The organism is Leptothoe sp. EHU-05/26/07-4 (assembly GCF_043421015.1).
Classification (GTDB): Bacteria; Cyanobacteriota; Cyanobacteriia; order Phormidesmidales; family Phormidesmidaceae; genus Leptothoe; species Leptothoe turfae.
The window spans coordinates 132,471-154,344 of sequence record NZ_JAXSQV010000004.1 but is presented as its reverse complement, the minus strand read 5'-3'; the positions used below and the strand labels follow the sequence as shown (position 1 = coordinate 154,344).

General features: G+C 47.9%; 24 protein-coding genes and 1 pseudogene. 12 read left to right on the top strand and 13 right to left on the bottom strand.

Features of this window, described 5'->3' with window-relative positions:
- Positions 1-40: 40 nt before the first annotated feature.
- Positions 41-1,261: a PP2C family protein-serine/threonine phosphatase gene (locus U2F10_RS13785; protein ID WP_250565610.1), complete on the bottom strand. Its 1,221-nt coding sequence runs from the start codon at positions 1,259-1,261 to the stop codon at positions 41-43.
- A gap of 608 nt (positions 1,262-1,869) precedes the next feature.
- On the opposite strand from U2F10_RS13785, the gene U2F10_RS13780 reads away from it, so the two are divergent.
- Both U2F10_RS13780 and U2F10_RS13775 read left to right on the top strand, forming a co-directional pair.
- Positions 1,870-2,331 carry a cupin domain-containing protein gene (locus U2F10_RS13780; protein ID WP_006515866.1) on the top strand — a complete coding sequence of 154 codons (462 nt, stop codon included), beginning with the start codon at positions 1,870-1,872 and terminating at the stop codon, positions 2,329-2,331.
- The gene (locus tag U2F10_RS13775; RefSeq protein WP_163661882.1) at positions 2,331-3,980 is read left to right on the top strand and encodes a CocE/NonD family hydrolase; all 1,650 of its coding nucleotides are present in this window, start codon (positions 2,331-2,333) and stop codon (positions 3,978-3,980) included. Before U2F10_RS13780 ends, U2F10_RS13775 begins: the two co-directional genes overlap by 1 nt.
- A gap of 6 nt (positions 3,981-3,986) precedes the next feature.
- Here U2F10_RS13775 and U2F10_RS13770 read toward each other — a convergent pair whose 3' ends face one another.
- The 5 genes from U2F10_RS13770 to U2F10_RS13750 all read right to left on the bottom strand — a co-directional run bounded on the left by U2F10_RS13770 (position 3,987) and on the right by U2F10_RS13750 (position 8,005).
- Positions 3,987-4,688 (bottom strand): Uma2 family endonuclease, encoded by a 702-nt coding sequence (locus U2F10_RS13770; RefSeq protein ID WP_163696672.1) that lies wholly within the window; start codon positions 4,686-4,688, stop codon positions 3,987-3,989.
- Positions 4,689-4,756: 68 nt separating this feature from the next.
- Positions 4,757-5,392, bottom strand: coding sequence for an imidazoleglycerol-phosphate dehydratase HisB (hisB, locus tag U2F10_RS13765; RefSeq protein ID WP_163671558.1), 636 nt, complete (start codon positions 5,390-5,392; stop codon positions 4,757-4,759).
- A gap of 182 nt (positions 5,393-5,574) precedes the next feature.
- The gene (aroB, locus tag U2F10_RS13760) at positions 5,575-6,669 is read right to left on the bottom strand and encodes a 3-dehydroquinate synthase (protein ID WP_163661886.1); all 1,095 of its coding nucleotides are present in this window, start codon (positions 6,667-6,669) and stop codon (positions 5,575-5,577) included.
- Positions 6,670-6,794: 125 nt separating this feature from the next.
- Entirely contained in the window at positions 6,795-7,256 is a 462-nt protein-coding gene (locus tag U2F10_RS13755; protein ID WP_163703386.1) for a Tery_1686 family protein, read from the bottom strand.
- Between the two features lie 176 nt (positions 7,257-7,432).
- Complete coding sequence (locus U2F10_RS13750) at positions 7,433-8,005, bottom strand: hypothetical protein (RefSeq protein WP_163661888.1); 573 nt, start codon at positions 8,003-8,005, stop codon at positions 7,433-7,435.
- 397 nt (positions 8,006-8,402) lie between these two features.
- Between U2F10_RS13750 and U2F10_RS13745 the strand changes: the two genes are divergently transcribed.
- Positions 8,403-9,560: a histidine kinase gene (locus tag U2F10_RS13745; protein ID WP_163661890.1), complete on the top strand. Its 1,158-nt coding sequence runs from the start codon at positions 8,403-8,405 to the stop codon at positions 9,558-9,560.
- A gap of 34 nt (positions 9,561-9,594) precedes the next feature.
- On the opposite strand, the gene U2F10_RS13740 is transcribed toward U2F10_RS13745, so the two are convergent.
- Both U2F10_RS13740 and U2F10_RS13735 read right to left on the bottom strand, forming a co-directional pair.
- Complete coding sequence (locus tag U2F10_RS13740; RefSeq protein WP_163661892.1) at positions 9,595-10,275, bottom strand: PspA/IM30 family protein; 681 nt, start codon at positions 10,273-10,275, stop codon at positions 9,595-9,597.
- 76 nt (positions 10,276-10,351) lie between these two features.
- Positions 10,352-11,698, bottom strand: a complete 1,347-nt coding sequence (locus U2F10_RS13735; protein WP_499872446.1) for a hypothetical protein — start codon at positions 11,696-11,698, stop codon at positions 10,352-10,354.
- A 132-nt stretch (positions 11,699-11,830) separates the two neighbouring features.
- Here U2F10_RS13735 and U2F10_RS13730 point away from each other — a divergent pair, with 132 nt between their 5' ends.
- Both U2F10_RS13730 and U2F10_RS13725 read left to right on the top strand, forming a co-directional pair.
- Positions 11,831-12,382: a DciA family protein gene (locus U2F10_RS13730; RefSeq protein WP_163661896.1), complete on the top strand. Its 552-nt coding sequence runs from the start codon at positions 11,831-11,833 to the stop codon at positions 12,380-12,382.
- 327 nt (positions 12,383-12,709) lie between these two features.
- The gene (locus tag U2F10_RS13725; RefSeq protein ID WP_163661897.1) at positions 12,710-13,015 is read left to right on the top strand and encodes a hypothetical protein; all 306 of its coding nucleotides are present in this window, start codon (positions 12,710-12,712) and stop codon (positions 13,013-13,015) included.
- Positions 13,016-13,147: 132 nt separating this feature from the next.
- Here U2F10_RS13725 and U2F10_RS13720 read toward each other — a convergent pair whose 3' ends face one another.
- Together U2F10_RS13720 and U2F10_RS13715 are read right to left on the bottom strand one after the other, a co-directional pair.
- Positions 13,148-13,495, bottom strand: coding sequence for a DUF4189 domain-containing protein (locus U2F10_RS13720; protein WP_163661899.1), 348 nt, complete (start codon positions 13,493-13,495; stop codon positions 13,148-13,150).
- A gap of 113 nt (positions 13,496-13,608) precedes the next feature.
- Entirely contained in the window at positions 13,609-14,637 is a 1,029-nt protein-coding gene (locus U2F10_RS13715; protein WP_499059379.1) for a hypothetical protein, read from the bottom strand.
- A 749-nt stretch (positions 14,638-15,386) separates the two neighbouring features.
- Here U2F10_RS13715 and U2F10_RS13710 point away from each other — a divergent pair.
- Together U2F10_RS13710 and U2F10_RS13705 are read left to right on the top strand one after the other, a co-directional pair.
- Positions 15,387-16,442, top strand: a complete 1,056-nt coding sequence (locus tag U2F10_RS13710) for a DUF8738 domain-containing protein (protein ID WP_499872444.1) — start codon at positions 15,387-15,389, stop codon at positions 16,440-16,442.
- A 108-nt stretch (positions 16,443-16,550) separates the two neighbouring features.
- A pseudogene (locus U2F10_RS13705) lies at positions 16,551-17,273 on the top strand (IS5 family transposase); the annotation flags it as partial.
- A 46-nt stretch (positions 17,274-17,319) separates the two neighbouring features.
- Here U2F10_RS13705 and U2F10_RS13700 read toward each other — a convergent pair.
- Complete coding sequence (locus U2F10_RS13700) at positions 17,320-18,255, bottom strand: IS5 family transposase (RefSeq protein ID WP_499870216.1); 936 nt, start codon at positions 18,253-18,255, stop codon at positions 17,320-17,322.
- Positions 18,256-18,346: 91 nt separating this feature from the next.
- On the opposite strand from U2F10_RS13700, the gene U2F10_RS13695 reads away from it, so the two are divergent.
- The 4 genes from U2F10_RS13695 to U2F10_RS13680 all read left to right on the top strand — a co-directional run bounded on the left by U2F10_RS13695 (position 18,347) and on the right by U2F10_RS13680 (position 20,197).
- Positions 18,347-18,667: a transposase gene (locus tag U2F10_RS13695; RefSeq protein ID WP_499872991.1), complete on the top strand. Its 321-nt coding sequence runs from the start codon at positions 18,347-18,349 to the stop codon at positions 18,665-18,667.
- Positions 18,668-19,036: 369 nt separating this feature from the next.
- A complete protein-coding gene (locus U2F10_RS13690) occupies positions 19,037-19,357 on the top strand; it encodes a hypothetical protein (RefSeq protein ID WP_499061304.1) in 321 nt (106 codons plus the stop codon).
- Positions 19,276-19,725: an HNH endonuclease gene (locus U2F10_RS13685; RefSeq protein ID WP_499872442.1), complete on the top strand. Its 450-nt coding sequence runs from the start codon at positions 19,276-19,278 to the stop codon at positions 19,723-19,725. The genes U2F10_RS13690 and U2F10_RS13685 overlap by 82 nt, the downstream gene beginning before the upstream one ends.
- A 94-nt stretch (positions 19,726-19,819) precedes the next feature.
- On the top strand, positions 19,820-20,197 hold the full coding sequence (locus U2F10_RS13680; RefSeq protein WP_499872440.1) for a DUF8738 domain-containing protein: 378 nt from the start codon (positions 19,820-19,822) through the stop codon (positions 20,195-20,197).
- 26 nt (positions 20,198-20,223) lie between these two features.
- Here U2F10_RS13680 and U2F10_RS13675 read toward each other — a convergent pair whose 3' ends face one another.
- Both U2F10_RS13675 and U2F10_RS13670 read right to left on the bottom strand, forming a co-directional pair.
- Positions 20,224-20,691 (bottom strand): ribonuclease toxin HepT-like protein, encoded by a 468-nt coding sequence (locus U2F10_RS13675; RefSeq protein ID WP_499872439.1) that lies wholly within the window; start codon positions 20,689-20,691, stop codon positions 20,224-20,226.
- Positions 20,688-21,059 carry a nucleotidyltransferase family protein gene (locus U2F10_RS13670; RefSeq protein ID WP_499872438.1) on the bottom strand — a complete coding sequence of 124 codons (372 nt, stop codon included), beginning with the start codon at positions 21,057-21,059 and terminating at the stop codon, positions 20,688-20,690. The genes U2F10_RS13675 and U2F10_RS13670 overlap by 4 nt, the downstream gene beginning before the upstream one ends.
- Positions 21,060-21,179: 120 nt before the next feature.
- On the opposite strand from U2F10_RS13670, the gene U2F10_RS13665 reads away from it, so the two are divergent.
- Positions 21,180-21,794, top strand: a complete 615-nt coding sequence (locus U2F10_RS13665; RefSeq protein ID WP_163661911.1) for a phycobiliprotein lyase — start codon at positions 21,180-21,182, stop codon at positions 21,792-21,794.
- Positions 21,795-21,874 lie beyond the last annotated feature (80 nt).

Sequence of the window (21,874 nt, the reverse complement as noted above, 5' to 3'; positions counted from 1 at the left end):
AAACACGTAGGGGCGTTCCATGGAACGCCCCTACGTGTTTCTAACTAAAATTAATTTCTAGTAGCGATAAATCGTCTGAGAGATCTTGCCCAACATCAATACTGGGCATAGTGGCATGGCTAATTAACTGATCAAGCTGCCCCGGTCGCGGGCATTTAACAATGTGATCAATAAAGCTATCTAAACCCAGAATTTCTCCGGTTTCAGCCAGGGATGTTTCAGGTACTTCATAGACGCCATCACTGAAAATATAGAGATAGCTGTTGTCTGGAATCGAACAACGTTTCCAGGTGTAGGTGGTACCGGGCATCATGCCAATGGGCATACCAGGGGTACGCAGACGCATTGTTTCAGCCATGGGAGCGCCACCACCATTACCATTCGCAGTTACATCAGTTGTATTAGGAGGGGGGGGCGGAGACAGAAGCACAGCTGGAGGATGCCCCGCACTGGCATACATCAGCTGGCGATTAACGCGGTTATAGACGCCGTACCAAATGGTAAAGTACTTTTCATTTTGAGCCGTCATCTGAAACATGTTGTTCAAACTTTCAAGCACCTTGTCAGGTCGATAGAAGTTGGTGCCTGGCAAAGATTGCGATCTCAACACATTCAGCACAGAGGTGGACAATAAAGCTGCCCCTAAACCATGGCCTGATACATCCAGCAGATATATCACCAGATAGTCAGGATCTAGCCAATAGAAATCAAAACAATCGCCCCCAAGCTGTTGCGATGGCAAAAAGCGAGTTTGAATCTTGACCGGAGGTTGATCCGTATCCCTGGGCAAAAGCGACTGCACATAGGAAGCAGCTTCCGCCAGCTCATTCTCTAAATACTGCTTTTGCTCTTTCAAATCGCGAGTAAGCTGACACAATCGCATACCAGACTTAACTCGGGCCTTAAGCTCAGCCATGTCGATGGGCTTCATTAACAGGTCGTCTGCCCCTGCTTCTAGAGCCTCGACTCGACTGGCCGTCTCGGCATGGGCCGTAATCAGCAGAAACGAGCTCATGGACAAATCTGGATGCTCTTTCAATCGACGGCAAATTTCCAAACCGTCGATGGATCCAGGTAAGCGCCAATCGCATAAAATTACTGGTGGCGTGATCACCAAGGCTTGCTCTAGGCCATCGGCAGCGGTTTCTGCAATAGCAACGCGATACCCCTGGCTTTGCAGCATCCGCTGAAGGATACGTCGAATGATCGGATCATCATCGATCACCAAAATATCTGCAATAGAATTAGCAGCCTTAACCATTACACCGATACGACGCAGAGGTTTATTTCATAGTGCCATGTCCCTAGTCCCATACTGGCATTCCCCCATGGGCTATTAGTTCTACTACTCATGGCATTGAAGTCCTACCAAAGTCATTAACAAGCATCTAGCAATCGAATGATATTAAAGGCTAAAAACTCTCTGATTAAATAAGAAACGTTGGTTTCAGCTAGAGTGTACCCTTCTCATTCAGACATATGAAGGCGGTTGGCCAAATATGCACATTACAGCTTTCCAAAGGACATTGGTCAAAAACAGTAAAGCATCTGTGATGATTTTCTGAGCAAATAGCAACCTTAGCCATAAACCACAGCGTTGATGGCCTATTTTATCAGTCCACAGAAGATATGTGCGATTCAGCAATTGGCAGTGAAGATAGAAAAATCAATGTATTTGCTGTAGCTGTGACGTCTCAGGAGCAAAACTGTGCCCTCATGCCAGGAAATCAACACAAAATTGGTAGGTATATGTCACTAATTTGGCAGTAAAGAAGGTTCCTAAGTGAAAAATTATTGCAAGACTACCCTAGGGTTAAGGGTGATTTCTAAGCTGAAGAAGCGCCGCTAATATCTGCATGATTTTGCATAATGGAAAGTACCTGTGATCTGCCTAACAGCTGCGTTTTACCCGTTCTAAAGTCCCCCAGCGATTATCAGGTATTTCGCATTAGTCCTGATGATAAAAACCGACTAGCACTTTTGGTAGATCCTACCCTGGGCCATGCCAAGTTAACCTGCTGTGTAGAAATTTTTGATGTGGGTGGCAGAACCCCTATCCATCGACACCAAGTGGCCGTAGAAATGTTTTATGTGATCAAAGGAGAAGGTCGAGTTGTTTGTGATGGTAAAAGTTCAACAATTAGAACTGGCGATAGCATCCTAGTACCATCTTACGGTGTTCATTTTGTTGAAAACACTGGTCCACAACGACTCTATCTACTCAGCGTCATGGTACCTAATGAGGACTTTGCGGAATTAATTCGTGATGGGATACCGGCAGAGTTAGATGAAGAAGACATGGCTGTTTTAGGACGTACCCACAGTATTTAATGCCGTCTGATTTTCTGCCCGTCAAACCCAAACAGGTACATTCATTAAAAACTCGGGATGGTAAGCGTCTGGATGCAGATGTTTATTATCCCGATGCCGAAGGTCCGTGGCCTGTATTGCTGATGCGACAGCCCTATGGTCGTGCGATCGCATCCACGGTTGTCTATGCTCACCCCACCTGGTACGCCGCCCAGGGCTATATTGTCGTGATTCAGGATGTGCGCGGGCGCGGCACTTCAGAGGGAGAGTTTCACCTGTTTGCCCACGAAGTAGACGACGGCTACGACAGCGTTCAGTGGGCCGCTCAGTTACCTAGAAGCAACGGCAGGGTTGGCATGTATGGGTTTTCATATCAGGGGATGACCCAGCTCTATGCAGCTCAGGCTAAGCCCTCAGCTCTTAAGGCATTAGCTCCGGCCATGGTGGGTTACGACCTTTACCAAGATTGGGCGTATGAAAATGGTGCACTACGTTTGCAGGCTGGTTTAGGCTGGGCCATTCAATTAGCCGCAGAAACCGCTCGCTTAAAAGGAGACAAAACTGCCTTTAACGCCTTACGAGCCGCTTCTCGTAACTTGCCGCTCAACGGTCCCATCTCTGCCTATCCAGATGTCATCAAACAATACGCCCCTGATTCTTTTTGGCATGACTGGTTGGCACATCCCCAAAACGATGATTACTGGCAGTCACTTAAGCCCGATTTAACGAATGTCGATTTGCCAATGCTCCATGTGGGTGGCTGGTTTGACCCTTATCTCACAGGGGATATCCGCCTATTTAAGGAAATGGCATCAAGCCGCTATCCTCAACATTTTTGGGTGGGCCCTTGGAGCCATATTCCCTGGAGTCGAAAGGTAGGGGAGGTGGATTTTGGTCCTGAGGCGATGAACCCCATTGATCGATTACAAATTTGTTGGTTTTATCGTTGGCTCACCGATAAAAAAGATGTGGCCCCCCTGGATGAGCGCCCCGTACATCTCTTTGAGATGGGCAGCAACCAATGGCGACTGTTTGAGCAGTGGCCAAGTGAATCTGCAACTCAAACCTATCGCTTGCAAAGCTCTGGTCTAGCAGCCATGCGTGAAGATGATGGCGCTTTAGTGCCATCCAGTTGCGAAGATCCAGCTGTAACTGCAGTGCCTGATGTATTGGTTCATGATCCATGGCGACCTGTGCCCTCCTTGGGAGGACATGCAAGCTTTCCATCCGGATCTTTTGAGCGCAGTGCGTTAGACGGTCGCAGCGATGTCTTGACCTATACAACTGCTTTGTTGGAAGCAGACTTGGCTGTAGCAGGGGACGTGACGACAACGCTTAAAGTTCAGGCTGATGCCCCTAGTTATGACCTATGTGCCGTGCTGTCAGTGGTCTACCCTGATAATCGAGTGTTTAATTTGACACAGGGTTATACACGTATTCATGGGGGACAAGCACAAGTCGTGTCTCTATCTTTGCAACCCACCTATTTTTGCTTGATGGCTGGCCAAGCCTTACGGTTAAGCCTCAGTGCAGCTTGCTTTCCAGCCTATACCGTTAACCCTGGAACACAAATTTATCCTTTAGATACCGTGCCAACCATAGATCAGCGGATTATTACCCTAACGGTCTATCAAGATAGGGATACGTTGCTAACTTTACCTATGGCCTAATCGCCATCACTGCAATTCATCATCTAGCTCAATCCCTTGAGCTTTGAGTTTTGCCTTGAGTGCTGCTAACTCACCTTCTGCTCTATCAGCCCGCTGGGCTTCTTGGTCAGCCCGCTGGGCTTCTTGGTCAGCGCGTTTCTTAAGTTCATCAGGAATTAAGAGCTTTTTCCCGGTTTCTAACTCGTAGAACTCAATCAGAGTGCCTACTGCGGCTAATCGTAACCCCAGCACCTGACTGACGCTATCGGTAATTTTTTTATAGGCCTCATCTTCCAGGCGGTACCCTCGCAACCGGTCAGTAATCCATTCACCCTTGGGATCGAACTGCCAATATTCAAGCACCCCCATGGCTTCATAGAGGTCGTACTTGCTAATTTCGTCTTTTTGTCGAGTTCCCTGGGAGGTCATTTCAAAAATGACGGCTGGAACCGAACCTTCTTCCCAGATTTTGTAGTTGTCACGACCACCGGGTTCTACATCAAAAATCACCATCACATCAGGGGCTACTCGCATATTGGGTAGCCCCTGGGCGTAATACAAGAATTGATTACCAAGAACAGTCGCTTGCTGACCTTTCAGATACTGACGTAAAACTTCCAATGTAATCAGCAGAGCATAGAGATGGTCAAAGGTTTCAGCCACAGGCATGCCATCTCCGCTGGGATAAAGACTCTGAGATGTCTGGGTGTTAGGAATAATCGCTGTCATGGCTTTATCCCTGTTTTAGTCACAGGTACTTTTGTACTTATTCTACCGGCTGTTTGCTTGAGTCGTGATTACACTTGCAAAACGCCTTTGGAACTGGGAATTGCATTGGCACGACGGGGATCAATCTCGGTAGCCATGCGCATAGCGCGGGCAAACGCTTTGAAGGTGGCTTCAATAATGTGGTGGGAATTGATGCCGTCAAGCTGACGAATGTGCAGCGTCATGAGGCTGTGATGAACGACAGCCATGAAGAATTCGCGGACGAGTTGGGTGTCGTAGGTGCCAACGCGCTGGGTGGGGATATCGAGGCCATAAGCGAGGTAGGGGCGACCGGAGAAGTCCAACGATACTTGGATCAGGGATTCGTCTAGGGGGGCGACAAAGTGACCAAAACGGACGATGCCTGTGCGATTACCTAAGGCTTGGTGCAGCGCCATGCCGAGAGTAATGCCAACATCCTCGTTGGTGTGATGGTCGTCGATTTCGAGATCGCCTTTGGCTTGAATGTCGAGGTCGAAGAGGCCATGGGAGGCGATTTGATGGAGCATGTGGTCAAGAAAGGGAATGCCAGTGTTGGCATTGCACTGACCAGTGCCGTCGACGTTGAGGGTGACGGTGACGTCGGTTTCTTTGGTGGTGCGGGTGACGGTGGCGGTACGAGTAGGGAATTCGAGATTAGTGGTTGGGTTTGCTTTTGTTTGCATGGTGGTTATGGGGGTGTAGGGACTGCCCTTGTGGTTACCCTGGATGGAATCTAAGGGAATTACGCTGCTACGCATTCGCTACGCACCGTAAAAGAGTAATCGTCGTTCGACATTGATCTCAGCTCTAGTTTATCTGAGGAAAAGAGTCTCCCTACTCCCCATTGCCCGCTGCCTCTCCACCCCTAGAACATCGTTTCCAAAACACTTCGAATAACGTCATCGGTCACCTGATCCGTGACGCAGGCTTCGCCGATGCGTTTGGGGAGGACGAAGCGGACTTTGCCAGATTTAACTTTTTTGTCGCTGCGGAGGGCATTGAGGATGGCGTCGATGTTGAGGGTGGCGGGAAGCTTGGTGGGGAGATTGGTTTTCTGGATGATGGCAAGTTGTCGGTCGGTGGCGGTTTGGGGCCAAAGATCCATGGTGGTTGCGATCGCACCCGCTGCAACCATGCCAATGCCGACAGCTTCACCATGGTTGACGGATTTGTAACCGGTCAGACTTTCGATCGCATGGCCAATGGTATGGCCGTAGTTAAGAATAGCCCTCAGTCCAGCCTCTTTTTCATCTTGACTGACAACATCGGCTTTAGCCTGACAAGAATGTTTGAGAATATCGTGGAGCAGAGCCTCACTAACAAAGCACAGCTGATCGAGGCGCTCGGCTTGCTCTAGCTGATGGAACAGACCTTCATGCCAAATAATTCCATACTTGATGACTTCAGCCATACCAGCGCGAAATTCACGCTCAGGGAGTGTGCTCAAAACACTGGGATCAATCAGCACCAAACTCGGCTGATGAAAGGCACCAATTAGATTTTTTCCTTGAGGATGGTTCACGCCAGTTTTGCCCCCGATGGCGGCATCAACCATGGCTAGTAATGAAGTAGGCACTTGAACAACCGCAATACCCCGTAGCCAGGTGGCTGCAGCAAAGCCCGTCATATCGCCAATTACACCACCACCTAGAGCCACCATGGTAGAACTGCGTTCTAAATGGTGGTCAAACGCAACACTATGGATTTTCTCGATAGACTGTAGAGTTTTGTATTGCTCTCCAGCAGGTAAAACACATTGACTAACCTCAAAACCAGCCTCCGTTAAAGAGGTCAAGGCGGTTTCGCCGTAGTGTTGAAAAATAGCAGGGTTAGAAACAAGCAGCACCTTACCAGCTTTACCAGCGGCAGCGAGCCAGGGGCCTAAGTATTGCAGCCCGTCAGTAGCAATTTTGATGTCATATTGAGTTTGGGGTAGCTCGACGGGGATAACGGTCTTCATTGCATTGAGTCACTGTGTACTCAACTATCCTACTGCTCAGGGTAAACAGTAGTAGGGAGTAAGGGAATGGGGAAGCACAACGCATTCCCTACGCAACCTTGGGCTCCACTAAACCTCAGGCTCCACTAAACCTCGGGTTCTGGGTTAAACACCTGAAAAATTTTTCGACAGCAAAGCTTGATTTTTTCCCCAGCATTAGCCTGAGGTGGAGCTACACCTTCAAACTGCCAGTTGTTAATGGTAGAAAGATGCCACTGTTCACCATGGTGGTTAAACCCAACGACTTCAACACCAATCGCCTTGACAATATTTGCTACAGCATCCGCTGTACCTTGGGTTGTCCCCTCAGCCACTGAATGAAGACGAATCTGCACGAGAAGACTACGGCAGTTGAATGAGCGGCTAAAGCCAGGGAAATGAAACCCGATATCGATGGAATCAGGATCAACGAGCTCTCTTGTATCGGGATCGTTTGCCCAGGGTTTAAGGTCAGAGCGTAAATCAGGAAGCTGCCCCTTAAAGGCACCCACAATAGCGGCTATTTTACTGGCATACTCGATGCTTCGTGCTTGTTCTGCTGCGTTCACACTTACGACCAGGGAAGTCAAAAAATTTCACCTACCAAGATAAAACAATGCCTAGGCAAATAGCCAAGGCATTCATTCTGCATCTTTGGATAGTTAGCAAATGCTACTAAGGAAAAAAATAAATGAGCTCACCAGAAGAAACTGTAGCTGATTAAACGAAAGTGAAATTGATCTGCTTAGATCGTCGGACTATAGTGGGCCTGACAGGTGTTCAGCATACGCAGATCGTTGTCGCTAACAGTGTCAATTTGATGGAACCCTTCAATCGCAAATTGACGTCCACCTGGTCCAGCAACAGCGGTATCTTCGAGATCGAGGGCATAATCATATTCCTCTTGGGAATAGGTTTCAGTAATCGCCAAGGAAAGCTGTGCGTTTTCTACACTGCCTCGAAAACAATCGAATGAGGAATGTGGAGAATAGAACGCTCCTACAACTTCACCTGCTTGTGCTTCGAATACCATGTAGGCAGTTTGCAACTGATCGGGTAAAGGCTGTTCACCAAAAAGATAAATGCCATTGCTGAGGGGTGTAGAAACAGACGGGGCAGCCTGAGCTAATAGAGGGTGGATGACTTCCGTATCAACCTCTAGCGACGGTTGCATGGACATTCTGGCATTAGCGGCATGGGCAACTAACAACGTTGCAGTTCCCACCAGCAGAGCCCCTGTACGCAAAGTGTTTCCGCATATCTGTTTCTGAATACGTTGCTGACGGATGTGACGTTGAATAACTGTTAACACTTGCATGACCAGCGCGCCTCACTGTATTTACCGAGTACCGCTAACGAATGACTGAATGCGATCAAAAAGGAAACTCTTATCTCTCACTGTAGGTGAGAAATTTATGGGTAAACCTGATTAGCAGCGTTCCTTTAATATCTCTTTAACGATTGCATTCATGTCAGTTAGCCAAATTACCGCTATCATTCCCTACAAATTTGAGGCTTTTGATTCCGTATGGGAGGGTTTTATAACTGGCATAGAGTGTACTCTGTCTGGAATACTAGGGGGCGTTCTGCATAATTCTTTGAAAGAGTCACCGTCATCCATCGTTGGAACGATGTAGGCTAAAAGAATAACTGGCTAGCTAGGCACCCAGCCATTGGATATGCCGTATCGCTGAGCAGGAGTCAAACGTTCATCTATGCCGTCCCTTGAAGTGCCGCTAAAGCTTTTGCTGTTTATTGATAAGCGGCCAAGTTCTGCTGAGCAAATTCGCCAGATCCGTCAGCATATTGAAGGTTTAGAAAGTAAAATTGAGCCGGTTTTGGAGGTCATTGATGTTAGTGAGCAGCCTTATTTGGCTGAACACTTTAAGCTAGTCGTGACTCCGACCCTCATTAAAATTTCGGAGGGAGGACGCCAAACACTAACCGGCAGTGACATTATTTCTCAGATTGACTACTGGTGGTCACGCTGGCAGGCAGAAGTTGAAAACGACGGTGATACTTCGGAACGTCATCTTGTCAATAATCCGTCAATTGCTCAGTCAACGGAAATCATTCACCTATCAGATGAAATTTTTCGGCTTAAGCAACTCAATGCTGAAGCGAATGCCAAGCTAGTATTCAAGGATCGCATTATTGCAATGTTGGCCCATGATTTACGCAACCCACTAACGGCAGCTTCCATCGCTATTGAGACCCTAGAAATGGGGTATGACCCTAACCATGAGCGTCGTGCGCGCTTCCGGCCTGAGCTAACGGTGCAACTATTGCGCAACGCCAAAACTCAGATCCGCTCCATTGATCGCATGATCACGGATATTTTGCAGGCAGCCCATGGCCCCAGCGTTGATCTCCATATTTTTCCAAGAGAGTTGAATCTACAGGAGCTCTGCCAAGAAGTCGTGGATTCAATGATCACTAAAGTCAAAAACAAGCAACAGACTATTGGCCTCGATATTCCCCAGGATTTACCCCAGGTGCATGCCGATATCAATCAGGTACGTCGTGTGATTGTGAATCTTTTGGATAATGCGATTAAATATACGCCCAATGGGGGTGATGTGATGATTACGGCATTACATCGCACCACTCAGAAGGTTCAAGTCAGTATTCAAGATACGGGACCCGGTATCCCCGCTGATAAACAAGCCCGTATTTTTGAGGAGAGTTTTCGGCTTCAGAGAGATCAGTCCCAGGATGGTTATGGCCTTGGGTTAGCCCTATGTTTGCGCATTGTTAGGGCTCATTATGGTCAAATTTGGGTTGATTCAGCTCCCCAAGCGGGGAGTACGTTTCACTTCACACTCCCTGTCTTTAAGCAGTCGAACAGTCGGCAACCATTATCAGAACTATAAGAACTGGACTACAGAAATCGAACAATAATCTGCTTCAACCTTCAGGTAACTTCAGGCGAGCTTTCATGGCGGCTATCTCAGCATCCACTGGATTTTGATTGGGGTCACGACCAGATTCTAAAGCTGAAAATTTCTTCTCTAGGGCATCTTGACCGAGATCATTGAGTTCTGCCGCTGCCGCTGCCTTGGCTTCCATAGATAAAATTTTGTCTTCGATTTGATCAAATGCACCTTGATTAACCTGAGTCATCATCTCGTTCAGCTTCTGGCTCGCTTTCGCTGAGCGGGCCCGCGCAATGTACATATCTTTCTGGGTGCGCGCCTGGGAAATTTTAGTTTCCAGCGTGCGCATATTGGCTTTTAGCTGCTTCACGGTATCTTTCTGCTGTTGCAGCTGCCCCCCCAAAGCTTGGGCCGTTTCTAAATAGCTTTGACGGCGGTTGAGAGCTTCACGTGCTAGGGGCTCATTCCCTTTAACCAAGGCACTCTGGGCACGATTGTAAAACTCACGGGCTTGGGCATTCGCCTGCTCACACTGCCGCTCGTTGCGCTTTTGAGTTGCGATCGCAACCGCTACTGCCTGCCGCAGTTGCAGCAAATTTTCCTGCATATCCGCCGTCGTTTGCTCAAGCAGCTTCTCTGGATCTTCAGCTCCATTGAGCGCATCGTTAAGGCTGGCACGTACCACTCGAAAGAAACGATCTAGCAATCCCATGGAAGTTTTTAGCTTGATACGCAAAAATGATGCTGCGCAACTCACACACAGCACCATTTTTAGGATAGCAGGGGGGCTATTCGTTCGTGGGGCCAAAGAGCTCTACAATTGCACCTTGTTGGGTCAAAAATCGCACCTGTTCTTCAGCTTGGGCACGATTATCAAAGGCTGCCAGCTGAATACGAGCACCAGCCTTAAAGTTCCGCACAAAAGCGTCGGGCACTAACTCACGTGCCTTGGTTAAAGAAGCATCCCCCGTGTAGCTAGCAATCACATAGAAATTAGAGCCTGTTACGGCTGTGGTGAGAGCAGGGGGCGGTGTGGCTGTCGGTGCTGGTGTAGCAGGGGCTGGTGTGGCTGATGGCACAGCCGCAGAATTTGTTTCTGTACCGATCGGGCTCGTTGTCGGATTGTTAGTAACAGCCGGTTGACTATCTGCAGCAGCGGTTCCGGGTGCTGGCAATGGAGACTGTGCTGGATTAGGCAATGGCGATGTCACCGGAGCAGAGGTTGAACCATTGACACCATCAACATCTAAGGTCACTAGATCTTCGACGCTATCAAGCTCTTTAAACTCACGAGTAGACAGATCGGGACCTGGCGGCTTGTAGCCATCGGAGGCAGGATCCGGAGCAGTGGCCGCTGGCTGAGTAGAGGCAGGTACCTCAGGCAAATCACCTGCACCCTCAGCAGTAGTGTCAGTGTCAGCATCAACAGGCTCGGTTTCGCTCGCTGGCCAGAGTTGCGATCGCAGTTTTTGCAATTGTGCTGGGGAGGTAATGGCAAACCCAACACCGATACCAGCCAACAGCACCAACACCAAGCCTGCTAGCTTCAACAAAATATTACTCTTGCGCCCAGGAGAATAGGGTTCAGGCACCGACTCTGGATCAGCCTGCTCCTCCTCAATACTCTTCAACAGCTCTTCTGAGGATTCTAAATAGCCTTCTGCCGGCATATCGTTAGCAGGCACCGACAACGCAGAGACATCCGTGTCAGCATCCATCTGCTCAGACTCCGCCACGTCCGACGTCAATTCGTCAACATCCGCAAGCTGATCCAGAGTCGGCGGCAGTTCATCTTCTAGACCAGATGACTCAGAAGCATCCTTCAGGAAGGGGTTTGGCGGTGGCGGTGGCGGTGTAGGTGGTTGCTTAAGCGTTCCCCCGGCATCTGACGCTGCTGCCGGTGTTGATACTGACACAGAAATTAAGTCAAGCGTGTTACGGTGGGCCGCCCGACGTGGCGGTGGCGGCGGTGGTACTCGCCCATGGCGTTGACGCCGATAGCGGGTGAGCTCATCCTCAAGATTGACATTAAGATTTCGCAGAACACTTTCTAGCTGCGGATCAATCTCAGTTTCCGGCCCTGAACCGGGTCGAGGAGGCATGGGAGGGGGAGTGTTGTCTGAGGAAGAAGCCATGGAGCACAGCTAAAATAACAGGTAAAAGCGGGCAGCGTCTGCTGATAGACCATACGTTAGCACGTTAGTTAAGGGACGTTAGCCGCAAAGTCCGTACATCATGAGAGTAATTTGTTTTAGCAAGAGGTAAGGATGGGATTTTCTGGATTGCGATCGCTCATTACAGATATTGAAGCCCACCCCAACTGGCAATCCCGACGACAGTTTGCCCAAGTTGTTGAATATTGGCCGAAAACTGTGGGGTATGTCGTCGCCCGCCAGACAAAACCTGTCAGCATTCAGCGCCACATCCTTTATGTTACCGTCGCCAATGCATCCTGGACTCAAACCCTAACCCTGGAGCGTCGACGCATTCTTCATAAACTCAATCGCCTCATAGCAGTTCCTTTGCATGACATTCGCTTTTCCAGCGCTCAGTGGCACACCAAACCTGTACGCAAAACGCAACCCGTCAGCGACTGGGTCAAGGCTCACCCTAGCTATCTTGGAGAAACAGATTCCGAAGAATTACCTCAAGAGACATCAACAAAAACACCTGAAGAAGCCTATGCTCTATGGGCAAATATGAAAAAGAAACAACAAGAATCCCAAGAGATTTGTCCACAATGCCATTGTCATTGCCCTCCTGGAGAAATCGCAAGATGGACAATGTGCGCCCTATGCATCGCCAAAACTTGGAAATAGCAATCAACAATAAATAAGCAAAAATAATTTTACAGTTCAAGCTTTCAGATAGATATTTTTTGAAATTTAACAGCCGTAATTCCATCTATCTCATCGGGTAATATTTATGGGGATCACCCATCAGTAAATGATCCCAGACGCCTTCAAAACATTGATTTATTTAAAGAAAATATAAAGAAAACATTAATGAAGATAACGAACTTAAATTAACTGCCGAGTCTTGGCGTATCAAGCTTTTAACATTTTCCCAATGTTGAATCCTATACATTAACTAATCCACAATGACGAAAGTTAAGGCGTTTAGTGAGTCTCTCAATTATTTTTTTCATGAGTATTAAAAAAGGTGAAATTGCGCGATGCGGTGCGTGCCGGTTTTATACGCCTACTGGTCGCCGTGGAGGAGAATGTTCGCAATTTGGAGTACACGTTCAATCTGTTTGGAAAACATGCTCTTTAGCAAAATCACCGTTCCAAAAATTAACGAACGTTACTAGTGCTGAGATAGACTTAACTTCGGGGATAGATTTAACGAAAGTTGCGCAAGAGAAACAGATAGCTTCAGAACCTTTACCGATGCCATCCAACCGGTTTTCATCTTCTGAAAAGCCATTAGTCGTCAAGATTTCTCAATAGTTAAATATCAATAGATGAGCAAAGGTTAGAGTAAGACTTACTTAAACAACAAGAGGCAATGGTAAAAATGTACCATTGCCTCTTTTGATCTAAATTTAGACAAATCAAACTAGATTTAGTATCTCCTAAACCTTAGTTCTCACGATTACATACTTCGGCAAGAATCTCGCCTTGCCCTTCTAAAGCACTTAAGGCCTGTCCTCTAGCGCGGATTAATGTGGAAGCTACTCCCCAAGAAAGCGTACGATCATATTCAGCAATGGCACCACAGCCTCGGAATGATACCCGAACGGAGCAGTTAATGTCTCCACAGCTACGTAGAGCTTCCCGCTCAGCGCTGTTGACAGATAAATAGTTAGTGGCTACTCCCCAATCACCGGAATGAGAAATAGCGATCGCACCATATCGTTGAGCTGCTTGGACATGCGTTACCAGGATTGTGCTCAATATCAATAAACTCAGAAAAATAGGCTTTAGCATAGACTATTAAGGAACAACAAAACGGCGATATAACTTGAGTTTTGCACAAGCGCCAAATGCAGAACGGCCCCGTAGTCCTCTTTACGGGGCCGTCATACATGATCCGAATCTACCTAGGAGAGATCATCCTTTTTGTTACTATCCCCACCCGATAACATCGACTTTTCGGTGCGGGCCAGGAAATCGGGTACCAATACTTCGCTAAATCCAGCAATAAATGCGATCGCAAAGTACAGATACTTAGACTGAGTCTCCGCTTCGCTGGGGCTAAATCCGGACACGACTACAATCTCTGATTCGATCAGGGCCACGGCCAGCAAGCTAAAGGCGGTACCCACCACTGGCTTAAAGAAACCGATAAAGAAGGGAATCACTGACTGGGACCGATTACGGTTTTCCAGTTTTCGCGATCGCAGCATCACACTGACAATGCTGCCCAAACCACCAGCCGCCAGCACCAGCTGAATGTACTGCCACTCTTGAGACGAAAACAGTTCCACCTGGGACCCCTTGGCTTCTCCCTCAGCGATGGTGGCAGAACCTGATGACTCGCCCACAACTAGGGCATCGCCAGTTTCCGAGGGTTCACCCGCAGCTTCATCATCAGCTTTATCAATGGGTTGAGCATGGTTGATGCCGTGCTGGTAGCCAATATTATATTGATTCGATAAAAACATGCGGGCGGCGGTGGTGCTGCCAATCAATAATGAGATTGTGATTGTGAACCACGTCAAGCCTGAAATCAACTGTGCAGCAGGGGACCCGCCAGCACTAAGCACAGCCACCAGTGGATTTCGATAAATTCGGATCTCACGAGCAATGCGTTTACGAATGTCCCGAGCCAAAGAAACTCGCTCCGCCATAGACATAGCTGGAGATTGATTATTTTTCGGTGTCGCATCTGTCGGCAACAACAAACTGACCGCCAATTGCATCATTGGCATCAACATTTGATCATTGGTAAGTTCTAGATGAGGCACTTGCTCAAGCAACTTACCCAACTCACGATAAGCAGATTTTGATAGATGCTCAGACGCTAGTCCCTGCTCAATACGCTCGATTAATTCGCGCGCATCCTGACGAATAACAAGATCAATATTATCTACTAGGCCTGATGGTAGACCCATTGTATGTACAGCCATTACTGTGTGTGCATCCTGAAGGTGACAACGATAAGAGAAATTGCATGCCGCTGCGGATATGACACACCTGATTCCGATAGAGCAAACGTCCTGATGCATGAAGACGTTTGCACGTCACATTGGCATGAGAACTCAATGCTTTTAAGGATAGAAATTATCTTGAAAAAAGTGAGAAATAGTATGGAACTCTCCGAAGAGAGCAATAGATAGCACCCAGCGGCAACACCTAGACCCTAGCCATCCGTTGTTGAAGACATGATGAGAAGGGACCATTCTTCTAAGCGGCACAGGTTGAAATGCTGCAATTTCGTTCTGAGACGATAGTGTTGCCCTATTCACACAGGACAGTTTGAAAACTGTTCTCTTGCCGGGAACAATCTGATTTAGATCAAGGCACTTTACTCTGGGGAGATATCAACAAAAGAGGAGATCTATCTTACAGTTTTCTGTGATCTGCATCATCCTTTTAGACTCTACAGAGAGAATTTAGGAGGGCGGCAATCCCTTACAACACATAGCCTTCCCATAAATCAGTGTTGTGGTATCAAACCCCCTGTCTCAAAATCTGCAGCGCAGGGTTGTTTCTTTACAATCAGGTCTAGGATGAACTCATCTTTCAAATAGCCTTCCCATAAATCAGTGTTGTGGTATCAAACCCCCTGTCTCAAAATCTGTAACGCAGGGTTGTTTCTTTACAGTCAGGTCTAGAGTGAACTCATCCTTAAGGAGGTTTCTCTATGCTTTGCCCCATGCGTTTAACAACCTCATTCCTTATGGGGTGTCTCTTAGCTGAGGCTCCCATGCCAGAAAGCTCACCTGGGCCAGACATCATGACTGCCCCAGAAATTGAGCAAACAGTTGAAGTCCAACCTCTACCCGACTCTGTTCGTAACCGTGTTCAAACGGAGCTTTCCAACTATCTCGGCATCCCGACTGACCAAATCAACATTGCCCGTTATAGTCATGAAACCTGGTTTGATGGCTGTCTGGGGTTGGGTGGCCCAGCCGAGTTATGCTTAGCGGCCCTGACGGAGGGGTGGCAAGTGGAAGCGATTGCACCAACGGGCGAAAGTTATTTTTATCGCACTGACCTGACTGGCAACCAGGTACGTCGTTCTACGTTGGACAATAATTTGCCGCCTTCCCTCGAAGCTCGGATTTTGCAAACGGTACACACCGATGTAACGGAAGCTGAGGGACGTGAACCGGCATTGTCTATTACCCAAGCTCAACCGGAGGTCTGGGATGGTTGCTACGGTTTGCCCAGCGAAACAGGTAATTGCCCTGAAATTGCGATTATGGGCTGGCGGGCCATTGTTACCGATGGTGATTACCACTGGATTTATCACACCGACAATCTTGGCAATACGATTCTCTTAAATGAAGCAGCTAGTACGAATACTGTTATTCCAAACCTGATTACCGGCCCTATGTCTGGGCTCTCAGAGGCTGATACTACTTTTCAAAGTGTGAGTACTGGGGGAGGGGCAGATAAGGCCCGTGAAGTTGTCGTATTAGACGCTGATGGGAAGCTTTCATATTCTCAGTATCGGCTTGATCAACCTGAGGAAAACGAGATTATTAGCCTCAGCCAACAACAGATTGACAGTTTCTTTAGCCTTTTAGAAGAGAACAATTTTCAGAGTTTTATGGGGCTGTATTATTCTCCTACGGCTGACAGGATTGAATTTGACTCGGTGGCTTTGATGGCTCCGACGGGTATGGTGCTTTATGCTGAAGCTAGCCTGGATGATTTGCCAGGCCAGCTTCAGACGATTATTCGCAGCTGGGAAGAGATGCGGTAAGAGCTGTAATCATTTGCGATTGCAATTGGTGGGCACCTCGATTAATTCAAAAATAGAGTCTCAATATGAGATCATGGTTACGGATTAGGGTTGACAGGGAGACTTCTGATGGGACAACAAGGATTTTGGGATTTTGAGATCCGTCATCAAAAGCTGGAATCAAAAAAAGACCTGTTGACCTGCCTGGACGAGCTGATTCCGTGGGATGAGTTTCGACCGCTGTTAGAAAGCGTGTATGTCAAATCCCGTAAGCGTAAAGCAGGTCGTCGCCCGATAGATGTCATCCTCATGTTTAAGTTGTTAAGCCTGCAACAGCTCTACAACATTGGTGACGATGAGCTGGAATACCAAGTGAATGACCGGTTGTCATTTATGCGATTTCTACATCTGGGCCTGGAAGATGCGGTGCCAGACGCGAAAACGGTGTGGTCATTTCGGGAGCGCTTACGCCAGGCCGAGTTAGTGGAAGGACTATTTGAGCAGTTTGGGGCCTATCTGAAGGCAACGGGCTACCAAGCCCAATGTGGTCAAATCGTCGATGCCACCTTAGTGCCAGTGCCTAAACAACGGAATAGTCGAGACGATAATGCCGAGGTCAAAGCAGGCAAGGTGCCTGAGGATTGGCAGGACAAGCCTCATAAGCTATCCCAAAAGGATGTGGAGGCTCGTTGGACCAAAAAGAATGGCACGTCTCATTACGGGTATAAAAACCATATCAATCGGGATGCGGGGCATGGGTTTATTCGTCGGTATACGGTCACCGATGCCTCGGTTCATGATTCTCAGGTATTGGGTCAACTGCTAGATGCGGACAATTCTGATGGGCTTTGGTGCGTGAATATTTTGGTAGACAGATCGGTCCTCTAGGATATCGATCTTAGGCTTCAATAGGATAGCTATCGGGCATTCCTAAGTGGGTGAACTGATTGAGAATAGAACATTCCAACAGTAATTCTGTCGTTTGATTTTCAATCCCTCGTGCAGACACCTCACCTGTGAACATAGTTTTGAGTCGATACATCATGGTTTCACTCAAAGACCGTCGATGATAGTTTATCTCTTCTTTCCAGGTAGACCGTCCCTGTTTGCGAATCGCTCGTAAGTTTTCATCTCGTGGATGCGGGGCCTGTTTGCGATTGCCATGAAACCAAATTTTGGCATCTTTGCGAGGGGGAATCGCTGCCGTTGCATCACGCTCATCAATGGCGTCATAGCAGTAGGTGCGGTCATACGCCCCATCGGCACTCACTTGGTCAATCTCATCGGGAATTTGGTCGAGGATGTCCGGGAGTATCTCGCCATCAGTGATGGCGTTCGAAGTCACTACGGCAGCCAGAATCTCTCCGGTTTGCTCATCGACACCCAAATGGAGTTTGAGCCAAGTGCGACGTTTGCTCACCCCATGCTGCCGGGTTTTCCATTCCCCGTCTCCGTACACTTTAATGCCCGTACTATCAACCACCACATGACGACTGCCAGAGGTCGGCTGAATCGGTAAATCAATCGGTAATGTCTGTTGACGACGTGACAATGTTGTATGCACCGGTAAGTCTACCGATACATCCATCAGTTCAAAGATAGACCCTGCAAAGCCAATGGTTTGACGTAAGGCCAGTCCATAGAGCACTTTGAAGGTCAAGAGTGTTTGGATGGCTAAATCGCTATAGTCTTTCGATGCCCCTGGTTTACCAGTCTTTTGAGTGTTTTTCCACTCGGCAATCACCTCATCACTGAGCCATAACGTCAGACTTCCTCGCTTTACCAGAGCAGCGTTATACTCAGACCAGTTGCGGAGTTTGTAGGTGCGTTTCATCGGTACCGTGTTTGTGTGGTAACTACACTTTACCGGCACCTACGGCTCCGCAACTTCTTTATTCACGCACCAAAGCCATTCTGATGATGAGATTTGGGCCGATAGCGCCTATCTCTCGATAGCGATTGTCACCGTGTTAGAGATGATGGGTTTTGAGAGCCATATTAACGAACGAGCCTATCGCAATCGCCCCCTAACAGAGGTGCAGATAGCGGACAATCGTGAGCGTTCAAAAACCCGGGCCAAGGTTGAACATGTATTTGGGTCGATGGTCAATGAGATGGGGGGCAAAGTTGTTCGCACCATTGGGTTAGCCAGGGCCAAAACCATGCTCGGCCTCAAAAACTTGACCTACAATCTCAAGCGGTATGTCTTCTGGCAAAAACAAGACATGGCTGAAGTATTTGCCTAAAGGATGGGATATTCAGCTCTAAAACGGACACAATGCATGGGGGGTGTTTATTTCATATTCTGATTTCCAGAAACAAGGCTGGATAACAGTCTTATTTGAGACTCGATTCCTCAAAAAATCAATAAATAGAGGTGCCCTGGTGGGTTTCGTATATGAAAAATTGGAGCGATCGCAATGTTGGGTTCCGCTAGCTCAACCCAACCTACGTTTGGGGTTCTGGTTCTACTCGCTTAGTCATTGATTCAAGTGGCACACTATCTACTCAAGCCTGGGATAGTGCTTCGAGAGTAAGGATACAGATCAGCATAGGCCTCGTGTTGAATATTGACGGGCTTAGTAAAATCAGGATAGAAGTAACCTTGCAGACCCATGACACCGCAATTGATGATCCAACCATCAGTGCTCATCCAATCTGGTATGGAAGTTGTACCAGTCGGTGATTTTATGGTGTTTCGCTTTACTCCCGAACTGCAGCAGCGGTCAGACGAACTTATTCAACGAGCCAAAGAAAGCCAACTAACTCCTGACGAAGAAGCCGAAATGGCAGGCATTTCAGAACTCTCCCGAATTTTTACCTTCATTAACGCCCAACTCAGTGCCAGTGCAACATGGTCTCCGAGCAAACTAGACGACTGGTACAACAACGAGCCAAATACCTCTGTGAATATTGCCACTCCCCCGAATACCTGAGTCCAGATCGCTTTGAAATAGATCATATTCAGCCAAGATCATTAGGTGGTTCCGATCAGCTAGAAAATTTTGCGTTAGCATGCCGTCGATGCAACTTAAGGCGATACAACTTTATCGATGGCATAGACCCAACGACTCAAAAAAGCTATGCACTTTTCAATCCACGAATTGATAAATGGACAGCCCATTTTGCATGGATAGATAAAGGATTGCGCATCGAAGGCCTCAACTCAAAAGGTCGAGCAACCTGTAATCGTTGGGACATGAATGATAATCACCATGATGCAGGGGCAATTATTAATGCCAGAAAGTATTGGATTCAGGGTGGTTGGCATCCTTCAGCAGAAGATGAGAAGAAAGCTGAGTAGGCTGCTAAAAGCCCTCGTCTCCAAATCTGTAACCAAAATCTGATGGAGAAATACCGAAGCTAGAGTAGACTCATCTATCTCACTAGGTCTAACCATGCGCTCCGTACCTCTACTACTGCTCAGTGTCCCACTCCTCTTCGGCTGCACGCTCCAACCCGAGACAGCCCAGCCCGATCCTATTCCCAGCACGCCCATAGCCGATACCCCCTCAGACACCCTATCGGCGGATATCCAAACCCAAATTCGCACTGACCTCGCCAACCATCTCAGCATCCCCAGCAACCAAATCAGCATTCAACACCACAGCCGCCAAACCTGGTCCGACGGCTGTCTTGGCCTCGGCGGACCTGCTGAACTCTGCCTCGCCGCTCTCACCGAAGGCTGGCAAGTTGAAGCCATCGATACAGAAACAAACGAGACCTATATATATCGCACTAACCTAAACGGCGATCAAATGCGTCGTGAGCCTTAGTACTAATCAGCTACAGTCAATTTACTTCAAAGCTCTGAACGCTGTTCTAAAAAACTTGCAAAAGCTTTTAGTTCCATAGCAACCTGCGTAAAAACTTGTCGAGACTCACCGACCAACTCGCCAATCCTTTTAGCCTCAAATTCTTCAGAGTAAACATGACGGACAATATGCCGAAAAGCTCTGTAGTTATCCAAACCTTGCAAACTTTCCCCAGAGATCACAGCAGGGCGTATCGTACCCATTTCCATTGCCATCTGATGGAGTAACTGTTGATGCCAATTATTGCCAGCTGGTCGCTCACCATCGATATCACGGGCAATTATTTCGAATAAACGCTCTACAGCGTTGTAAGCACCTTGTAAATTCAAGGCAGCACTGTCAACGTATAGTTCATCGTCAGTTCGCTCAAATTTTTGCCAACTCAACACAGCACGTTCAAGAGCAACATTAATCGACTGAAATTCTTTAATAATTCGCTGGGCAAGTCTACTCAAACTTCAATGCCCTCTTCTTCAATCGATTCCATAATCCATGGCCGACAGGTGCCAGGGTTCACCAAATCCACCTTAAACTCCTCGCTATAGTCCATCACAGCCAAAAAGGCATCATAATACTGCTCACTTGGAATACCCCAAGCTACCAGATCAATATCCGAATCCAGCGAAAAATAGTCTGCCTTAATTGCAGAACCGAACACCTTCACTTGCGTTGCACCAAATCTATTTCTCAGCAGTGCCGTCAGTTCAGGGATGAGTTCCCAAGCCTTTTCCCAACGCGCTATCACTTCAGCAGACACTGGCCTTTTGGGTACCGTGTACTGCTTCCATTCTTCTGGTGTCAGCTCTAACGCAGTTTTAGCCATTAGTGTTCGAGCCTGAAACTTGGTCCAGCCCAATCTTAGCTGACCTCACTGCCCAACCCATGGAAAACCCTCTCCGTAGCGGTTTATCATAGGGAAAAGCATCAAATCCTCAATGCACCTATGGATGTAATGGAATTTTTCCAGCATAGCGCTGGGCAATGGCAATCCCAACGAACCACCCACCACCTGCCCTTCCGACGGGCTGAGTTGGGTGGCTCTAACATTACCGTCGAAGCCCTCGACAAAGCGAACGAAAAAATCATTGCCATTTGCGAACTCCACGAAATCGATCCAGCATTAGCTGTGGGTGGTGCCTATGTTGCCTGGAATGGTGAAATGGCCTGGGATCGCGATGGTGAAGGAAACCATGAAGGGACTACAGTTTTTGCCTTGGTTCCTGATCAGGACAATTCTCGCAAGGGTCGTCTGCTGCGTGAACGCGGTTATGCCGAAATCGTACCCGTAGTCGGTCGCTACGAAATGGATGATGAAGACGGGTTAATACTAGAGACCGAGTATGACACCATGAGCTCTGTCGAGCGCTTTTGGTTTGTCACCCCTGATCTGCGGATGCGTAGCAGTATCGTCAAACGGTTTGGTGGGTTTAATACGGCATCCTTCTGCGCAGAAACCCGTGTGGTAGATGGCAAAGCAATTGAGGGAACGCCTTTGGCAGATACTGCAGCGGTTGAGGCATTTGACCAAACATCACAATTGGCAGCAATGGGTTGGTAGGGGCACTCCCTTGTGGATGCCCTTATGCTATGGGTATCTAAAATTTCGTAGGGGCATCCTTTTGTGGGAAGCCCCATTAT

Bases quoted from the DNA above. Each gene is read 5' to 3' on its own strand.
- U2F10_RS13725 (WP_163661897.1), top strand. From the start codon at position 12,710: ATGAGTATTAAAAAAGGTGAAATTGCGCGATGCGGTGCGTGCCGGTTT.
- U2F10_RS13775 (WP_163661882.1), top strand. From the start codon at position 2,331: ATGCCGTCTGATTTTCTGCCCGTCAAACCCAAACAGGTACATTCATTA.
- U2F10_RS13735 (WP_499872446.1), bottom strand. From the start codon at position 11,698: ATGGCTTCTTCCTCAGACAACACTCCCCCTCCCATGCCTCCTCGACCC.
- U2F10_RS13715 (WP_499059379.1), bottom strand. From the start codon at position 14,637: ATGGCTGTACATACAATGGGTCTACCATCAGGCCTAGTAGATAATATT.
- U2F10_RS13745 (WP_163661890.1), top strand. From the start codon at position 8,403: ATGCCGTCCCTTGAAGTGCCGCTAAAGCTTTTGCTGTTTATTGATAAG.
- U2F10_RS13665 (WP_163661911.1), top strand. From the start codon at position 21,180: ATGGATGTAATGGAATTTTTCCAGCATAGCGCTGGGCAATGGCAATCC.
- U2F10_RS13720 (WP_163661899.1), bottom strand. From the start codon at position 13,495: ATGCTAAAGCCTATTTTTCTGAGTTTATTGATATTGAGCACAATCCTG.
- hisB (WP_163671558.1), bottom strand. From the start codon at position 5,392: ATGCAAACAAAAGCAAACCCAACCACTAATCTCGAATTCCCTACTCGT.
- U2F10_RS13710 (WP_499872444.1), top strand. From the start codon at position 15,387: ATGCGTTTAACAACCTCATTCCTTATGGGGTGTCTCTTAGCTGAGGCT.
- U2F10_RS13690 (WP_499061304.1), top strand. From the start codon at position 19,037: ATGACACCGCAATTGATGATCCAACCATCAGTGCTCATCCAATCTGGT.
- aroB (WP_163661886.1), bottom strand. From the start codon at position 6,669: ATGAAGACCGTTATCCCCGTCGAGCTACCCCAAACTCAATATGACATC.
- U2F10_RS13740 (WP_163661892.1), bottom strand. From the start codon at position 10,275: ATGGGATTGCTAGATCGTTTCTTTCGAGTGGTACGTGCCAGCCTTAAC.
- U2F10_RS13685 (WP_499872442.1), top strand. From the start codon at position 19,276: ATGGTCTCCGAGCAAACTAGACGACTGGTACAACAACGAGCCAAATAC.
- U2F10_RS13670 (WP_499872438.1), bottom strand. From the start codon at position 21,059: ATGGCTAAAACTGCGTTAGAGCTGACACCAGAAGAATGGAAGCAGTAC.
- U2F10_RS13680 (WP_499872440.1), top strand. From the start codon at position 19,820: ATGCGCTCCGTACCTCTACTACTGCTCAGTGTCCCACTCCTCTTCGGC.
- U2F10_RS13780 (WP_006515866.1), top strand. From the start codon at position 1,870: ATGGAAAGTACCTGTGATCTGCCTAACAGCTGCGTTTTACCCGTTCTA.
- U2F10_RS13700 (WP_499870216.1), bottom strand. From the start codon at position 18,255: ATGAAACGCACCTACAAACTCCGCAACTGGTCTGAGTATAACGCTGCT.
- U2F10_RS13770 (WP_163696672.1), bottom strand. From the start codon at position 4,688: ATGACAGCGATTATTCCTAACACCCAGACATCTCAGAGTCTTTATCCC.
- U2F10_RS13785 (WP_250565610.1), bottom strand. From the start codon at position 1,261: ATGGTTAAGGCTGCTAATTCTATTGCAGATATTTTGGTGATCGATGAT.
- U2F10_RS13730 (WP_163661896.1), top strand. From the start codon at position 11,831: ATGGGATTTTCTGGATTGCGATCGCTCATTACAGATATTGAAGCCCAC.
- U2F10_RS13750 (WP_163661888.1), bottom strand. From the start codon at position 8,005: ATGCAAGTGTTAACAGTTATTCAACGTCACATCCGTCAGCAACGTATT.